Genomic DNA, 16,345 nt, shown 5'->3' with positions numbered 1-16,345 from the left:
CTTTGTAGCCTGCTACACTTCGTATAGCATAAGCCGCGGTTTGTATACCGCCGTCCGCTAGCCCAAGCTGGACCTTTGTGGGGCTACACCCGTTTAGCCAACGGATGCCCTTAGTCCCACTCCTATGTCCCTTACCGATTTTCGCACGCTGGGCCGCTCGGGTCTGGTAGTCAGCCCGCTAGCCTTGGGCACCATGACGTTTGGCACCGCCCGCTGGGGCTCGGCCGACAACGTGTCGCAGGCCATTTTCAATACCTACGTCGAGGCCGGCGGCAACTTCGTCGACACGGCCGACGTGTATGCCGGCGGGCGCAGCGAGGAGTTGCTGGGCGGCTACCTGGCCGAGCGGAAGCTGCGCGATAAAGTAGTGCTGGCCACCAAGTTTGGCTTTAGCGCCGAGGCTGGCAACCCCAACGCCGGCGGCAACGGCCGCAAGCAGATTTACCGTGCCCTCGAAGGCTCGCTGCGCCGCCTGGGTACCGACTACGTGGACCTCTACTGGCTGCACGTGTGGGACGCGGTGACACCCGCAGAAGAATTGCTGCAAACCCTCGGCGACCTCGTGCGGGCCGGCAAAATCCGCTACTTCGGCTTTTCTGATATGCCGGCCTGGTACGCTACCAAGGCGGCGACCCTGGCCGCCGCGCACGGCGTGCCCGGCCCCGTGGCCATGCAGCTCGCCTACTCGCTGGTCGAGCGCAACATCGAGCACGAGTACGTGCCCGCCGCCCGCGAGTGCGGCCTGGGCCTGGCGCCGTGGAGCCCGCTGGCGGCGGGCTTTCTGGCCGGCAAATACCAGCGCGCTGAAAATGGCGCCACCGGCGAAGGCCGACTCAGCGGGCCTAACCCATTCGGCAACACGCTCTTTACTGACCGCAACTGGCGCATCCTGGAAGCGCTGCGGCCGGTGGCCGCGCAGCAGGGCCGCCCACTGGCGCAGGTGGCCCTGGCCTGGGTGCTGGCCCAGCCCGGCGTGAGCGCGCCTATTGTGGGGGCTAGCCGGGTCGAGCAGCTGCACGACAGCATCGCGGCGCTCGATATTCAGCTCTCGCCCGAGCAGTTGCGGGCGCTCAACGAGGCTAGCGCGCCCGAGGCAGTGTTTCCCTACGGCATCTTTTCGCCGGCTGGCAATAAGGGGGTGTTTGGCGGCGCCACGGTGCGGGGCTGGCGCTAGGCTAGCCAGGCGCACCGATACAGGACGCGTTTTGTATTGTAAAAACGCTGATTTGTATAGGTGCGGCCCTGGCCTGCTGCGGGACCTTTGTGAGGTTGAATTTTCTTTCTAAAACCTCTGTAAGCAACGCATTATGAGCACTATCAAGAAAGTACCGCTGGGCACCCAGGGCCTGCACGTGTCGGTCGAAGGCCTGGGCTGCATGGGCATGACCGGCGGCGTCAACGGCATGAGCGTATACGGCGAAGCCGACGAGGCCGAGAGCCTGGCCACTCTGCACCGCGCCCTGGAGCTGGGCGTGGACATGCTCGACACGGCCGACCTCTACGGCCCGATGAAAAACGAGCGCCTGGTAGCCAAGGTACTGGCCGGCCAGCGCGACAAGTTCACCGTGGCCACCAAATTCGGCTTCGAAGTAGACGACAACGAGCAGTGGACCGGCGGCTACAACGGCCGGCCCGAGTACGTGCGCAAGAGCATCGAGCGCTCGCTCCGCAACCTGGGTACCGACTACGTGGACCTCTACTACCTGCACCGGGTAGACCCCGCCACGCCCATCGAAGAAACCGTGGGTGCCATGAGCCGCCTCGTAGCAGAAGGCAAAGTGCGCTACCTAGGCCTGAGCGAAGTGCCGGCCGACACGCTGCGCCGCGCCCACGCCGTGCACCCCATTTCGGCGCTGGAAAGCGAGTACTCGCTCTTCGACCGGCGGGTGGAGGACGAGGGCATCATCGCGGCGGCGCGCGAGCTGGGCATTGGCTTCGTGGCGTATTCGCCGCTGGGCCGGGGCTTTTTGTCGGGCGATATTAAAACGCCCGACGACTTCGAGGCCAACGACTCGCGGCGCTGGTTTCCGCGCTACCAGGGCGAAAACTTCTATAAGAACCTGGAGTTGGTAGAGAAGCTCAAAGCCCAGGCTACCGCAAAAGGCGTGACGCCCGCCCAGCTAGCCCTGGCCTGGGTGCTGGCCCAGGACGTAGTGGTAATTCCGGGCACCAAGCGCCGTAAGTACCTCGAAGCCAACGTGGCCGCCGCCAGCCTTGTGCTGAGCGCCACCGATTTGGCCGAGCTCGATGCCATCATGCCGGTGGGCAGCGCCGCGGGCGCGGCATATCCGGCGGGGTTTTAGCAGCCCGTTGAGTTAGCATTGCTGGCACGGGGCAGAGCCCCGCGCTATCTGCCAGACAGTTTTTACACGATTTTCCGTTATGAAACAGCCACCTAAAGAGTTTCGCACCCTAGCCACGGTGTCGGACTTCACGCAGCACTTCGGCTTTCCGCCGCCGGTGCATCCGCTGCTCACGGTAATTGACCTGCAGCACGCGCCGCACCACACGCCCCTTAGCGGGCCGGCGTGGCGGGAGCTCTACCTCATCGCCTTGAAGAAGAACCTGAAGGGCCGTATTCAGTACGGCCACCGGGCCTACGATTTCAGCGAAGGCGTGCTGGCATTTTACGCGCCGGGGCAGCTCTGCGAGGGCAACGACTCGATTGACACTTCGGAGCTGAGCGGCTGGCTGCTCGTCTTTCACCCGGACCTGCTGCGCAAGTACCCGCTGGCCAAGAAGCTGGCGGGCTACACCTACTTTTCGTACCAGGTGCACGAGGCGCTGCACCTCTCGGGCCGGGAAGAAAGCCTGCTCGACGGCGTGGTAGAAGGCCTGCGGCGCGAGTGCGAGCAGCCCATCGACGGCTTCAGCCAGGATGTGCTGGTGTCGCAGCTCGACGTGCTGCTTAACTACGCTAACCGCTTCTACCACCGGCAGTTTCTGACGCGGCGGCCGGCCGAGCACGACTTGCTGAGTCGCTTTGAAGCGCTGCTGACTAGCTATTTTGCCCAGGGCGAAAGCCAGCCGCTGCCCACGGTGCAGTACTTCGCCGACGCCCTGCACGTGTCGCCGGCTTACCTGGGCGACATGCTGCGCTCGCTCACCGGCCAAAATACGCAGCAGCACATCCACCACGCGCTCATTGAAAAAGCCAAGCGCCTGCTGCTCAGCACGTCGCTCACCATCAATGAAACGGCTTTTCAACTCGGGTTTGAGTACCCGCAGTATTTCAGCCGGCTGTTTAAGAACAAAACGGGCCTTACGCCGGCGGCCTACCGGTTTTCGGCGCAGTAGTACCCTAGCCGCGCACCAGCCGGTCGGTGCGCCAGATGGGCAAAATCTCCGGGTGGGTATCGACGTGCATGCAAAACGTGAAGTCGTCGTGCGCCTCCAGGGCATTGAGGCGGCGCACGGCGGCCGATTGCAGCAGGTATTCGGGCCAGGTAGGCTTGGCGTGCTGCCACAGGTGCAGGGCGGCCAGCGCGGCATCGGAGGAGGCAATGTCGAAGCCCAGCGGGGCTAGCCGCTCGGCCAGCGCACCACCGAAGAGGCTGTCTTCGAGGCAAAAGCTGCCCTTCCAGCCGGCGCACACCACCAGCACGTCGCGCCCCTGCGCCACCACGAAATCGACCACCGCGCTTAGGTTGAGAAACGAGCCGCACACGATGGCCTCGGCCGTGAGCGAGCGGTGCAGGGCCATGGTGCCGTTGGTGGTGCTGATGGCCAGCGCCCGGCCCGGCACCGCCAGCTTGCCGTCGAGAAAGCCGAAGGGTGAATTGCCCAAATCGAAGCCCGCAGCGGCGATACCATCGCGCTCGGCCGCCGTGATGCAGCCCTGCTCGCGGCCCAGCGCGGCGCACTCCTCCAGGGTAGCCGTGGGAAACACCTCCGTGACGCCCGCCGCCAGCGCCGTAACGATGGTGCTGGTGGCGCGCAGCACGTCCACGATAACGGCCACCCGGCCGCGCAGGTCGTAGAGCGGCAGCAGCTCGGGCGAAAAGCAAACGTCGAGTTTCATAATCTACTACTTGGTAAGTATTTATAACAGAACGTCATGCTGCGCTTATCGAAGCATCTCTACTGCGCCGCTAGGGGGACTTATCCTAACGATTCAGGCAAGATGCTTCGACGAGCGCAACATGACGTTCTCTTTCAAAAAAGCAAGCTCGGACCCTACACTTCCTCCGTGCCGGGCACCAGCGGCAGCTTGGCCACCGTGGCGGGCAGGTTTTTGCCGCGCACCTGCACAAAAATCGGGGTGCCGGGGCTAGCCAGCTCGGTTTTGACGTAGCCCAGGCCGATGCCCTTGCTGAGGCTCGGCGACTGCCCGCCGCTGGTTACCTCGCCAATGGCATTGCCCTCGGCATCGACCAAGGGGTAGTGGGCGCGGGGCAGGCCGCCGGGGCCGTCCATCACGAAGCCCACGAGCTTGCGCGTTACGCCGGCGGCTTTCTGGGCTTTTAGGGCCTCGCTGCTGGTGAAGTCTTTGGTAAACTTGGTAATCCAGCCCAGGCCGGCTTCGAGGGGCGAGGTGGTGTCGTCGATGTCGTTGCCGTAGAGGCAATAGCCCATTTCGAGGCGCAGCGTGTCGCGCGCGCCCAGCCCGATGGGCTTGAGGCCGAAGGGCTGACCGGCGGTCATTATCTTGTTCCAGACAGCGGCGGCGTGCTCATTAGGAATATACAGCTCGAAGCCGCCCGCCCCGGTGTAGCCGGTAGCCGAGACAATGACGTTGGGCGCGCCCGCGAAGGTGCCCTGCACAAAGCTGTAGTACGGAATGCTCGCCAGGTCCACCTCAGTGAGCGAGGCCAGCGCCGCCGCGGCTTTGGGGCCCTGCACGGCAAAGAGGCTGAGCTGGTCGGAGAGGTTCTCCATTTCCGCGCCTTCGGTGTTGTGTTGCTGCAGCCAGTTCCAGTCTTTTTCGATGTTGGAGGCATTGACTACCAAGAAGTAATCCTCCTCGCCCAGCATGTACACCAGCAGGTCGTCGACAATGCCGCCGGTGGCGTTGGGCAGGCACGAGTACTGCGCCTTGCCGGGCTGCAGCTTGCTGGCGTCGTTGCTGGTAGTGCGCTGAATGAGGGCCAGCGCCTGCGGGCCGCGCACCCGAAACTCGCCCATGTGCGACACGTCAAAAATGCCCACGGCGCGCCGCACGGTGTGGTGCTCCTCCAGGTCGGAGGAGTAGCGCACGGGCATGGCGTAGCCGGCAAACGGAACAATTTTGGCGCCTAGCTGCTGGTGGGTTTCGTGCAGGGCAACGGTTTTGAGCGGGGTAGCTTCCATGAAAAAAGGGGGATGGACAAGGTGCCCAGCGGGGCCGGGCAATTACAAAGCTACTTCGCGCCCGGCAACGCGCCGGGCACCCGGCTGGCCTAGCACGTACCTTTGCGGTATGAGTCCCGAAGCCATCAAGCAGGATTTTGAGTCTGCCCTCGTCAAGCATTTTTCTTTTAAAGCCCGGCTGCGCTCTTTTTTGCACGGCAATAGCAACGAACAGGGCCCCCTGCGCGACGCCGACCAGTGCGCGCTGGGCCAATGGATAACCGAGCGCCGGCAGGGACCTTACAGCCACCTGCCCGAGCTGCGCGAGCTCGATTTGCAGCACCGCCTCATCCACCAGCAGGCCAACCGGCTCATGGACCTGCACCTGACCGGCCACCGCGAAGAAGCCCTGGCCGGCTTTGGCGAGGTGCAGGTGCTGGCCGACAATATCCTGGCGCTGCTGCAAACAATGGAAGCCAAACTGCGTACTGCGCAAGCGTGACGGCGCCGGGCAACCATGAAAATTAACCTTACTACTAAACTCTTTGCCGGTTTCTTACTGCTGCTGGGCTTGTTTGCCGCCGTGGTAGTGGTTAATTATCGCCTCGCGGGCCAGGTGCTGCGCAACTCGCAGCGGGTGGAGGTTTCCCAGCATACCTCGGCCGATGGCGCCACGCTGCTGCGCAGCATTATCGACATGGAAACGGGCTTTCGGGGCTACTTGCTGCTCGGCAATGAGCAGATACTCCAGCCCTACTACTCGGGTGAGCGCGACTTGCTGCACCGTTTTAATGTGCTGCGCGACGAGCTGACTGATGAGCCGGCGCAGCGCCAGCGCCTCGACACCACCCAGCACTATTATCAGCAGTGGACGGCCTACACCCACTTGATGATAAGTGAAAAGCGCGCCGCCCATACCCGCGACCCGCAGCAGCAGGGCCTCACCGGCATGGCCCACGCTAGCCTGACCGAAGGCCTGGCCGGCAAGCAGGTAATGGATGCCATCCGCTTCCAGATGGCTAGCTTCGACACGGCCGAAACTGCCAACCGCCAGGCCCAGCGCCAGCGCCTGGCCGACAGTATTTCGCGCGCGCAAACGCTGTCGGGGCTGATAACCGGGCTAGCCTTGCTCTTTGGCTTGTTCTGGGCCGTGTACATTGTGCGGCTGCTGTCTCACCGCCTGCGCAGCATGATAGCCATGGCCCGGCGCCTGGCCGATGGCGACTACAAAACGCAACTCGTAGACACCGAGCACGATGAGGTGAGCGAACTGACGACAACGCTGAACACGATGGCCCGCACCATTGACCAGAATATCAGCCAGCTGGAAGGCCGAAACCAGGAGCTCGACCAGTTTGCCTACGTGGTGTCGCACGACCTGAAGGCCCCGCTGCGCGGCATCGAGAGCGCCTCGCGCTGGATTGAGGAAGATATGGGCAAGGACTCGTTGCCGCCCCACATCCAGGAGTTTCTGGGCCTGATGCGGCAGCGGGTGCACCGCATGGAAAATCTCATTACCGGCATTCTGGCGCTGGCTAGGGTGGGCAAGGTGGCCGAAGCCAACGAGGCAGTGTTTGTGCGCCAGCTGCTGCGCGAAATCACCGACACCGTGGGCCTGCCCGAGGGCATGCAGCTGGAACTGCCGTTTTTTCTGCCCACGCTACCCACCAACCGCACGCAGCTTCAACAGGTGTTTACCAACTTGATTTCCAACGCCATCAAGTACCACGACCACCCGGGCACCGGCACCATCCGCATCGGCTGCGAAGACCTCAACGACACGTTTTACCGCTTCTCGGTGCAGGACGATGGCCCCGGCATTGCGCCCGAATACCACGAGCGCATTTTTATTATTTTTCAGACCCTGGTAGAGCGCGACGCCCTTGAAAGCACCGGCGTGGGGCTGGCCATCGTCAAGAAAATAGTAGAGCGCCAGGGCGGCCGCATCTGGGTCGAGTCGGCTGAAGGACATGGCGCTACGTTCTTTTTCACTTGGCCCAAAAAGCCAGCTGCCAAGGCAGCCTCGGCCAGCGTGCAGGCCGTGCCAGCCGCACAGCTCGCCGCCGTGGCCAAATAGCCAAATCCGAATCTTTTCCTTTTTTTGTCTCGTTAGCATAAGCTGCCTATACTGGCCCCGTCCGTTTCCTTTGTTCCATGTCCCCCCTTTCCTTGTCCGCCTCACCTAGCATCCTGCTCGTCGAAGACGACCAGATGGATGTGATGAATGTGCAGCGGGAACTTCGCAAGCAACATATCACCGTGCCGCTGATACACGCCAAAAACGGCCGCGAAGCCCTCAACCTGCTACGCGGCGAAAATGGCGAAACCAAGATTGCGCGCCCCAGCCTGGTAATGCTCGACCTGAATATGCCGCGCCTCAACGGCCTGGAACTCCTCAAAATACTGCGCAACGACCCCGAATTCAACGACCTCAGCGTGTTCATCATGACCACGTCGGACCTCGATACCGACCGCTCGGGGCTAGCAGCCTCGGCGTGAGCGGCTACATCATCAAGCCGCTCACCTTCGACTCGTTTGGGGGTGAAGGCGGCGGCACCGTCGATGGGTTCAGCCTGTTTTTAGATTTGCTGAAGCTGAAAGACAACGGATAGTTTTAGCAAGAATTAATACGCCAGCCTAAAACTTGGGCGGTGATGCGGGCTAGGGCCATGCGCGCGCAACGCTGCTTGGTGGGCGGCCGTGGGGTAACCCGCGTTCTGGGCCCAGCCATACTGCGGGTATTCCTGGGCCAGGACCAGCATGTGCTCGTCGCGAAACGTTTTGGCCAGGATGGAGGCCGCCGCGATGTGGCGATAGCGGCCATCGCCCCTCACGGCGCAGGTGTGGGGCGCTCCGGGAAAAGGCTGAAACCGGTTGCCGTCGAGCAGCAGATGCGTGGCGGGCACGGCCAGCGCCGCCACCGCCCGGTGCATGGCCAGGTAGCTAGCCTGCGCGATATTAATGGCCGCGATTTCGGCCGTGGAGGCTTCCCCCACGGCCCAGGCCACGGCCTCGGCGCAAATGAGGGTGCGCAGCGCCTCGCGCCGACGGGCCGTGAGCTGCTTGGAGTCGTTGAGAAACCGGGGATTGAAATCGGGCGGCAGAATAACGGCCGCCGCAAACACCGGCCCGGCCAGGCAGCCGCGCCCGGCCTCGTCGAGGCCAGCCTCGTGCGGCTGGCCGGTATGGGTGGCGAGCAAGGATGGTGTCTTGGTACTATCAGGCGGCATAAGCAAGGCAGCGCGCCGACCTTCGTAGCCAGCCAGCGCCGGTTACAAAGGTCGGCGCGCGCCTCGCTGCGCTAGCCCTAGAAGGTTAGCGCTTGCAGAAAAAACACCTGCCGCTCGGCGCCCCGGTCTACTTTAATGCGCTGGAAACCACTGGCGATAAACTTGTTATCGCCCCAGGGCAGCAGGTCGGGCTGCTGCACGTCGAGCACTTTTTCAGCCTGGCTGTTGGCGCTGGTGAGCAGCTCCACTTTGGTGTCATTGGGGCTCGGCTCGCCCTGCCGGATGCGCTTGTAGTGCAGCTCATTGTCGAGCAGGTAGGCTAGCACCATGTGGCCATCGGCCAGTACCAGGGGTTGCACGGCTTCTTCAAGACCCGAGCGCACCAGGCCCGGCCCTACCACGAAAGTATTATCCCAGAGCAAGTTACCGCGCTTATCAAACCCACAAACCAGGACGTGCGAGGTACGAAAACCGGTGAAGGCGCGGTTTGAGCCGTAGCTGCTGTACGGCGTGTAGCCCCCCAGCGCATTGTAGGCGTTGCGGCCAGTTAAGGAGTAGGGGCTCAGGGGCATCCCGCTGCCGTAGGCCGAGTAATTATACTGCGGTGTGTAGACCTCGGCTACCAGCGTGTAGCCGCCATCGGGCTGGCGCAGCATTTCGTGCAGCAGCAGGTGAAAGTGCCAGTGCACGGGGCTAGCCTCGCGGGCCTCGCGCCGGGCAGTACGGTCGCGCAGCCGGGCCTCGCGGGCCGGGTTGAGGTAGTCGAAAAAATGCTTAAAGCGCTTGAAATCGTAGAAGCGCAGCGCTGGCTTGCCGGTGGCGGCGGTGGCGGCCCGGGCGGTGAGGTCGGTGGCAAAAAGCCCTTGCGCATAATGCACATCGCGCAGACCATAGGTGCCGGCCAGCAGGCGCGCAGTAGTGTCTTCGGGCGGGCTAAGCTGGGCCGTGAGCAGGCTGCGTTCGCTCTCGGTTTGCACAAACTCGGAGCTGAGCAATTGCCCGTGCTCGGCCGAGAGGCGCTTGAGCTGAAGGCGCTGCTTGCGGCCATTGCTTTGGCTAAGCACAAACTCGGCGTGGCCGGCGGGGCGGTCGGCCACGCTGGTAAGCTCCGTATCGAGCGGCTCGTAGAGTGAAGGCAGAAACTGAAACTGGCCGCTAGCCACGTCGAGCAGCAGCACGGTCTGGTGCAGCTGGTCGGTGAGCGTGACGTTGGCTAGCAGCCGGCCGGCCATTGCCTTTAGTCCCACCACCTCGCGGCATAGTTTGGTATCGAAGGGCTGCAAACGTACCTGGCCGCCATGTGCGTCATAGGCCAAAGCCAGCAGCTTACCCGTAGTTTCGCGCACCCGAAACAGCGCGTACACGATGCCCGGCTCGGCGCACAGGCGCTGCACCTCATACTCGGGCGGAATATCGACGGGTACCTCGCGGCGCAGGTGCAGGTTGGCCCCGTACTGCTGCAATACGTAGCGGGGCTTATTGCGCAGGCCCGGGCCTTCGTGCCGGATGAGCAGTACCACGGCCGTATCGGCGGGCAGGGCTTGCACCTGCACCTCGTCGGTGGCAGGGTCGAGCAGCAGCTCGGTGCGGGCCGCCTGCACCGGCGCATCGGCCGGGGGGGCGGCGGGGTGCGCTGCGCCCACAGCCCGAGCGGCAGCAGCCAGCCCCAAAAAGCGAAGAAGTGTTTCATAGCCAGCCTCGCAACGCAGCCCCGGCGCAAATAGTTAGGGGGGTTGTGGACGAAGATACCTTTTTTTCGCAGCTTTGGCAAGCTCTGGCAAGGCAACTATGGGCCAGGCTGGGCTAGCCCGCCGCCAGGGCCAGAATCAGGTCAAACTCGTCGGGCCGCACCGGTGTCACCGACAGCCGCGACTGCCGCAGCAGGCCAAGCTGCGCTAGCCGCTCGTCGGCTTTGAGGGCGGCCAGCGGCACGGGGCGGGCTAGCGGCGCGTGGGGCCGCAGGTGCACCGCCACCCAGGGGCTACCGGCCTCGGCGGTGGCATCGGGAGCAGCCGAAGCGTGCACCAGGGCCACGCCCACCACCGCCTTCTCGCTCACGCTGTGGTAAAATAGGGCCAGGTCGCCGGGCTGCATGGCTTGCAGGTTGTTGCGGGCCTGGTAGTTGCGCACGCCCGTCCAGTCGGTGCCGCCGTCGCGCACGAAGTCGGCCCAGGAATAAGCTTCGGGTTCGGATTTAACGAGCCAGTGGTTCATAGCCGCAAAGGTCGGGGCGCGGGGGCCGCCGCCCCTAGCCAGCCAGTCAGGGATTGCGGATAATCTCGACCGCCGGCCGCTCGCTGAGGCGGCGCAGGCGCAGCACCCCTTGCTTATAGTCAAGCATTTCCAGCTCATAGTCGGGTTCGGAAGGCTCTAGCTCGGGTAGATGGATGAGCAGGTGGCCAGCCGTGGTTTCGGTCCAGGTGCCCTCCTGGGCCACCAGCCCGCCGCCGGGCGCCACGTCGTAGCGCACAAAGCGCTGGGCCGGCCCCAGCCGAAAGCCCGGTCGGCCGCCCGGCCGATACTTAAAGCGGTACGTGTTGCGGCGGTAGCTGAGCGTATCGGCGCGGCTAGCCTCGGGCACGAGCAGCCAAGTGCCGTGCAAAGCAGCGAGCTGGCCGGCGGGCAGCTCGGCGGAGTGGTCGGGGTGGCAGGCAACGGCCAGCAGCAGGATGCCGGCTAGCCCGCCCAAGCGTGAAACGGAAACCATGATAAGGCAATAGTACGCGCATTTGCAGCATCCTGCCCATCGGCTGGGCCGTACTTTTGGCACTGATTGGTGCTTGCTCTTTGCGGCGAGCTGCTTCCCTACCCTAGCCCGCCCGCTCAATTCGCCACCCACACTTCGCAACCACCCATCACCCGTAGGAATGGATAACCGCGCCCTCATCAAAGCCTTCCGGCTCACGGCCCAGCTCCTGGAGCTGCACGACGAAAACGCCTTCAAAATCAGGGCCTACGAGGGCACCGCCACGGCCCTGGAGCAGCTGGAGTTTCCGGTGGCCGAGGTGGAGCGCCCCGGCCTGCCCGACCGCACCGGCCTGAGCAAAACGCAGGCCGCCAAAGTGGCCGAGCTGCTCGATACCGGCACGTTCAAGGAACTGCAGGAACTGCTCGATAAAACGCCGCCCGGCGTAGTAGACTTGCTGAATATCAAAGGTATCGGCCCCAAGAAAGTGCGCGCCCTGTGGCGCGACGCCGGCATCGAAAGTCCCGAGCAGCTGCGCGAAGCCGCCGAGGCCGGCCTGGTGGCCAAGCTCAAGGGCTTTGGGGCCAAAACCCAGGAAAGCCTGCTGGCCGCGCTGGCCTTCACCGACCAGAGTGCGGGCAAGCTGCTGTTTTCGCAGGCCGAGCAGCTGGCTAGCGACCTGGCCGCCCGCCTGCGCCAGCTGCCCGGCGTGACCGAAGTAGCCGCCACCGGCGAGGTGCGGCGCGCCCTCGAAATCGTGGAAACCATCGAAATTCTGGTGGCTAGCCCCGACCCGGCGCCCATTCACGCATTGCTCAATGCCGCGCCCGGCCTGCGGCACGACGTGCTGCGCTCGGGGCCCTTCGCCTGGCGCGGCACCGTGGCCGACTCGGGCGTGGGCGTAGCGGTGCGCGTGGTGGCCACTGATGATTTTACCAATCAGCTCTTTGTGAGCACCGGCAACGAGGCCCATCTCGCGGCAGCGCTGCCCCAGTCCGGCCCCGGCCAGCCCGCTAGCCTGCGCCAATGGGCCAAGCGCGAGCGCTTTGCCAGCGAAGAGGCGCTGTATGAGAAAGCCGGCCTGCAATACGTGGTGCCCGAACTGCGCGAAGGCCTGGGCGAAATTGAGCTGGCCGCCGCGCGCAAAATACCGCGCCTGCTGGAAGACAGCGACTTGCGCGGCTCGCTGCACAACCACAGCACCTACTCCGACGGCAGCCACTCGCTACGCCAGATGGCCACCTTCCTGCGCGATGAGGGCTACGAGTACCTTGGCATCTGCGACCACTCGCAGGCCGCGCACTACGCCAACGGCCTGGGCCCCGAGCGCGTGCGGCAGCAGCAGCGCGAGATTGATGAGCTGAACGCGGAGCTGGCTCCCTTCCGCATCTTTAAGGGCATTGAGGCCGATATTCTGGGCGATGGCTCGCTGGACTACGACGAGGCCCTGCGCAATACGTTCGACTTCGTGGTGGCTAGCATCCACTCCAACCTGAAGATGGACGAGCAGCGCGCCACCGAGCGCCTGCTGGCCGCCATTGCCAACCCGCACTGCACCATGCTGGGCCACCCCACCGGCCGGCTGCTGCTGCGCCGGGCCGGCTACCCCATTGATTTTAAGGCCGTTATCGATGCCTGCGCCGAGCACCAAGTCATTATCGAAATCAATGCCAACCCCTGGCGGCTCGACCTCGACTGGCGCTGGGTGCGCTACGCCATCGACCGGGGCGTGCAACTCAGCATCAACCCCGACGCCCACCACACCGACGGCTACGCCGACATGCGCTACGGCGTGCTGGCCGGCCGCAAAGGCATGCTAACCAAGGAGATGACGTTCAACACCAAGTCGGTAGACGAGGCAGCGGCGTACTTCGCGGCGCGGAAAAAAAGAACTAAAAATTAGTCTTAAAAGAACGTCATGCTGAACGAAGTGAAGCATCTCGCTCGCGCCGCTAGGGTTAGTAATCCAACGGGGCAAGCGAGATGCTTCACTTCGTTCAGCATGACGTTCTTTCGTTTCTTATGAAAATCCTGGTTCTACGCTTCTCCTCCATCGGCGATATTGTGCTGACGACGCCGGTGGTGCGGCAGCTGAAAACGCAGGTGCCGAATGCGCAGGTGCACTTTGCCACCAAGCCGGCCTTTGCCGGGCTCTTCGAGGCCAGCCCCTACGTGGATAAGCTGCACCTGCTGAGCGGCAGCCTGGGCGAGCTGGTGCGCGAGCTGCGCGCCGAGCGTTTCGACTTTATTGTGGATTTGCATAATAGCCTGCGCACCCGGCTTATCCGGCTGCAGCTGCCGGGCGTGCCAGGCCAGGCTTTCGATAAGCTTAACTGGCAGAAATACTTATTAGTACGCTTCAAAATCAACCAGTTGCCGCCGGTGCACATCGTGGACCGCTACCGGGCAGCCGCCGCGCCGCTGGGCATCAAGGACGATGGCGCGGGGCTCGATTATTTTATCCCGGCTAGCCAGGAAGTGGACCTCGCCGCCGAGCTACCGGCCGGTTTTCGACCCTGGGAATATGTGGCCGTGGCCATCGGCGCGCAGCACGCCACTAAGCGCCTGCCCGTGGAAAAGCTTATTGAGCTGGTGCAAAACCTGGCCCCGCGCCCGGTGGTGCTGCTCGGGGGCCCGAAGATGAGAGCACCGGGCACGTTATCCAGCTGGCGGCTACGACGCTCATTTTCAACGGGTGCGGGCAGCTTTCGCTGCATCAATCGGCCTCGCTGCTGCGGCAGGCACAGTTTGTGGTCAGCCACGACACGGGGCTGATGCACATTGCCTCGGCCTTCAAGAAAGAGATTTACAGTGTGTGGGGCAATACGGTGCCGCAGTTTGGCATGTACCCCTACCGCACCAAGTTTGAGGCGCTCGAAGTACTGGGCCTGCCCTGCCGGCCGTGCTCCAAAATCGGCTACGGCAAGTGCCCGCAGGGACATTTTAAATGCATGCGCGAGCAGAACTTGCAGCGCGATTGGCCTAGGTAAAGCTTTCACTGATAGCTACTTCCAGTCGGCTCCGCTCGCGCCCTTCTCGCCTTCGGGCTTTATCAGCCGAAACTCCACGCGGCGATTGATACGCGCGTCGGCCTCGGTCAGCTCGTCTTTGAGGGGCTTGCTGGAGCCGTAGCCGAAGCTTTCGATGCGGTTGGGACTTAGCTTGCCCTTGCGCTCGATGTAGCGCCGGATTTCCTCAGCGCGGTCTTGCGAGAGCTTCTCGTTCACGTCGGGGTCGCCGCGGCCGTCGGTGTGGCCCGAAATGCTGAGCTTATACGTCGGGTGGTCAATCAGGAACAGCGTGATACGGTCGAGGGTGGGGTGCATGCTGGGCAAAATACTCGACTTATTGGCCTCAAATTCAATATTTTTAAAAATAAGCGGCAGCTTATAATCGATGCTGTTGGTGAGCATCGTCATCACGGTATCTCCCTTGAGCTCAAAGCGCTTCTCCACCGAAAACGCGTCGGGGCTTTGAATGAGCATGGCGTAGTGCGAGCCTTCGATGAGCTCGAAATCGAACGAGCCGTCGGCGCGCAAGTATTTGCTAGCCACCTCAATCCCATTATCTAAGTCGATAATGCTGACCATGCCTTTCAGGGGCTTGTTGCTCACCGAGTCGAGCAGCGTGCCGGCTACCTGGGTGGTGGCCAGCGGCTGCGCCTCCATCGGCAGCGGGAAGGAATAGAGGTCAAGGTTGTTGAGGTCTTTTTCTTCCGAGCGGGCGTAGTAGAGGTTTTTGCTCTGGCTGTCAATAGTGAAGTAATACTCTGACCCTTTACCATTTACGAGCGGGCCGATATTGCGCGGCTCCTGCCAGCGGCCCCGCACGCGGTAGGTTTTGTAGATGTCGAAGTCGCCAAAATTGAGCAATTGGCCGCGCGAGCTGAAGTACAGCACCTGGTAGAGCGGGTGAAAAAACGGGCTTACCTCGCTCTCGCGGGTGTTCACCACCGGTCCCATATTTAGGGCGCGGCCCCACTGGCCATTTTTGCCCTTCACGGTGTAGTAGATGTCGCTGAGGCCGAAGCCCCCTAGCCGGTCGGAGGCGAAGTAGAGCGTGTCTTCCTTGGGTGAGAGCGTGGGCTGCGAGTCCCAGGCCACGGAGTTCACGAGCGGGCCAAGGCTTTTGGGCGTGCTCCACTTGCCGTCTTTGCCGAGGCTAGCGGTGTAGAGGTCGCAGTTGCCGTGGCAGGTGGGGCACTCGCAGCGGGCAAAGAAAATGGTGCGGCCATCGTGCGAGAAGCACGCCGAGCCCTCGTTATACTGCGAATTGATGGGCTTGGGCAGCGGTTGGGCGTCAGACCAGTAGTTGGCGCTTTCCTTGTGCGACACGTACAGGTCTTCCTGCTCGCGGGTGCGCACGCCCTTGCCCTGCGGCCGCTTGGAGGTGAAAAGCAGCACGGTATCGCCGGCGCCCAGCGCGGGGCCGTAGTCGGGATACTTCGAGTTTACGGCGTCGCCCATGTTGGTATACACGTTTTTGGGCGGGTGGAAAGTGCTGATACTCTTGCGGTACTCCACCACGTCGTAGTACACCTTGAGCGGTACGTAGAGGATAGCGGCCTTCTCCTCCAGCGAGTCGTAGTAGAGCTGCACGCGCCGCACATCGGTGCGGTGGTGCTTGAGGGCTAGCCGAAAATACGCCTTGGCTAACTCCTGCTGCGTGCTGTCGCGCTGCAAGAGCTGGCCCAGGTGCCAGAGCAGGTCGGTATTGCGGTAAAAATTCTCAATGCCAAACTGGCCGACGTAGCTCATCAGCAGCGTGCGGGCCTCGGCGTAGCGGTGGCGGCGCTCGGCCCGCTGAATGGCCTTGAGCGCCTTTTTATCCTCAAAAAAGGCAATTTTGTTGACGTTTGGAAAATCGGGGGTGCCATCGGCGTGCACGCGCAGGCGGCGCGTCACGCGCCCGCGCAGCGCCCGCTGCTGGTAGGCGGGCCGGGGGGGCTAGCCGGGCGGGGCGGAGCCGCAGCCGGCGCTACTTTGGCCGGTTTTGCCGCCGGGCGGGTCGCGTGCTGGGCTAGCCCCGGCCGGCTAGCCCCCAGCATAAGCAACCAGCAAAACAGACAAAAAAGTAGCGGATAGCGCATTGACTAGGTAGTGGGAACGGAACGGCCCCGCAAGTTCTTACATAATGGCCAGTATTAGCAAATTGCTATGCC

14 protein-coding genes and 1 pseudogene are annotated in these 16,345 nt (G+C 63.0%); 8 read left to right on the top strand and 7 right to left on the bottom strand.

Going from position 1 to position 16,345, the window contains the following annotated elements; translation table 11 throughout:
• Positions 1-124: 124 nt before the first annotated feature.
• The 3 genes from GKZ68_RS20155 to GKZ68_RS20145 all read left to right on the top strand — a co-directional run bounded on the left by GKZ68_RS20155 (position 125) and on the right by GKZ68_RS20145 (position 3,297).
• Positions 125-1,174, top strand: coding sequence for an aldo/keto reductase (locus GKZ68_RS20155; RefSeq protein ID WP_173117970.1), 1,050 nt, complete (start codon positions 125-127; stop codon positions 1,172-1,174).
• Between the two features lie 133 nt (positions 1,175-1,307).
• On the top strand, positions 1,308-2,303 hold the full coding sequence (locus GKZ68_RS20150) for an aldo/keto reductase (RefSeq protein WP_173117968.1): 996 nt from the start codon (positions 1,308-1,310) through the stop codon (positions 2,301-2,303).
• Between the two features lie 79 nt (positions 2,304-2,382).
• Positions 2,383-3,297, top strand: a complete 915-nt coding sequence (locus GKZ68_RS20145; RefSeq protein WP_173117966.1) for an AraC family transcriptional regulator — start codon at positions 2,383-2,385, stop codon at positions 3,295-3,297.
• A 4-nt stretch (positions 3,298-3,301) separates the two neighbouring features.
• On the opposite strand, the gene GKZ68_RS20140 is transcribed toward GKZ68_RS20145, so the two are convergent.
• Both GKZ68_RS20140 and gcvT read right to left on the bottom strand, forming a co-directional pair.
• A complete protein-coding gene (locus tag GKZ68_RS20140; protein WP_254244083.1) occupies positions 3,302-4,021 on the bottom strand; it encodes a 2-phosphosulfolactate phosphatase in 720 nt (239 codons plus the stop codon).
• 155 nt (positions 4,022-4,176) lie between these two features.
• Entirely contained in the window at positions 4,177-5,289 is a 1,113-nt protein-coding gene (gene gcvT, locus GKZ68_RS20135) for a glycine cleavage system aminomethyltransferase GcvT (protein ID WP_173117964.1), read from the bottom strand.
• A gap of 109 nt (positions 5,290-5,398) precedes the next feature.
• Here gcvT and GKZ68_RS20130 point away from each other — a divergent pair, with 109 nt between their 5' ends.
• From GKZ68_RS20130 to GKZ68_RS20120, 3 genes are all read left to right on the top strand, one after another.
• Positions 5,399-5,770, top strand: coding sequence for a CZB domain-containing protein (locus GKZ68_RS20130; protein WP_173117962.1), 372 nt, complete (start codon positions 5,399-5,401; stop codon positions 5,768-5,770).
• A 15-nt stretch (positions 5,771-5,785) separates the two neighbouring features.
• On the top strand, positions 5,786-7,345 hold the full coding sequence (locus GKZ68_RS20125; RefSeq protein WP_254244082.1) for an ATP-binding protein: 1,560 nt from the start codon (positions 5,786-5,788) through the stop codon (positions 7,343-7,345).
• Between the two features lie 77 nt (positions 7,346-7,422).
• On the top strand, positions 7,423-7,767 hold the full coding sequence (locus tag GKZ68_RS20120) for a response regulator (protein ID WP_254244081.1): 345 nt from the start codon (positions 7,423-7,425) through the stop codon (positions 7,765-7,767).
• Between the two features lie 125 nt (positions 7,768-7,892).
• Here GKZ68_RS20120 and GKZ68_RS20115 read toward each other — a convergent pair whose 3' ends face one another.
• The 4 genes from GKZ68_RS20115 to GKZ68_RS20100 all read right to left on the bottom strand — a co-directional run bounded on the left by GKZ68_RS20115 (position 7,893) and on the right by GKZ68_RS20100 (position 11,205).
• Positions 7,893-8,498 carry a ribonuclease HII gene (locus tag GKZ68_RS20115; RefSeq protein ID WP_173117960.1) on the bottom strand — a complete coding sequence of 202 codons (606 nt, stop codon included), beginning with the start codon at positions 8,496-8,498 and terminating at the stop codon, positions 7,893-7,895.
• A 77-nt stretch (positions 8,499-8,575) separates the two neighbouring features.
• Positions 8,576-10,168, bottom strand: a complete 1,593-nt coding sequence (locus GKZ68_RS20110) for a hypothetical protein (protein ID WP_173117958.1) — start codon at positions 10,166-10,168, stop codon at positions 8,576-8,578.
• A 133-nt stretch (positions 10,169-10,301) separates the two neighbouring features.
• A complete protein-coding gene (locus GKZ68_RS20105; protein WP_173117956.1) occupies positions 10,302-10,712 on the bottom strand; it encodes an EVE domain-containing protein in 411 nt (136 codons plus the stop codon).
• A 46-nt stretch (positions 10,713-10,758) separates the two neighbouring features.
• A complete protein-coding gene (locus GKZ68_RS20100; protein WP_173117954.1) occupies positions 10,759-11,205 on the bottom strand; it encodes a hypothetical protein in 447 nt (148 codons plus the stop codon).
• A 160-nt stretch (positions 11,206-11,365) separates the two neighbouring features.
• On the opposite strand from GKZ68_RS20100, the gene polX reads away from it, so the two are divergent.
• Positions 11,366-13,087, top strand: a complete 1,722-nt coding sequence (polX, locus tag GKZ68_RS20095; RefSeq protein WP_173117952.1) for a DNA polymerase/3'-5' exonuclease PolX — start codon at positions 11,366-11,368, stop codon at positions 13,085-13,087.
• Positions 13,088-13,167: 80 nt separating this feature from the next.
• Positions 13,168-14,174 (top strand): annotated as a pseudogene (locus GKZ68_RS20090) (glycosyltransferase family 9 protein).
• 15 nt (positions 14,175-14,189) lie between these two features.
• Here the strand turns inward: GKZ68_RS20090 and GKZ68_RS20085 are convergent.
• The gene (locus GKZ68_RS20085; protein WP_254244080.1) at positions 14,190-16,088 is read right to left on the bottom strand and encodes an OmpA family protein; all 1,899 of its coding nucleotides are present in this window, start codon (positions 16,086-16,088) and stop codon (positions 14,190-14,192) included.
• Positions 16,089-16,345 lie beyond the last annotated feature (257 nt).

This window comes from Hymenobacter sp. BRD128 (genome assembly GCF_013256625.1).
In the GTDB taxonomy this organism is placed as follows: Bacteria; Bacteroidota; Bacteroidia; order Cytophagales; family Hymenobacteraceae; genus Hymenobacter.
The sequence above is the reverse complement of the archived record's forward strand: the minus strand, read 5'-3'. Positions and strand labels throughout refer to the sequence as shown.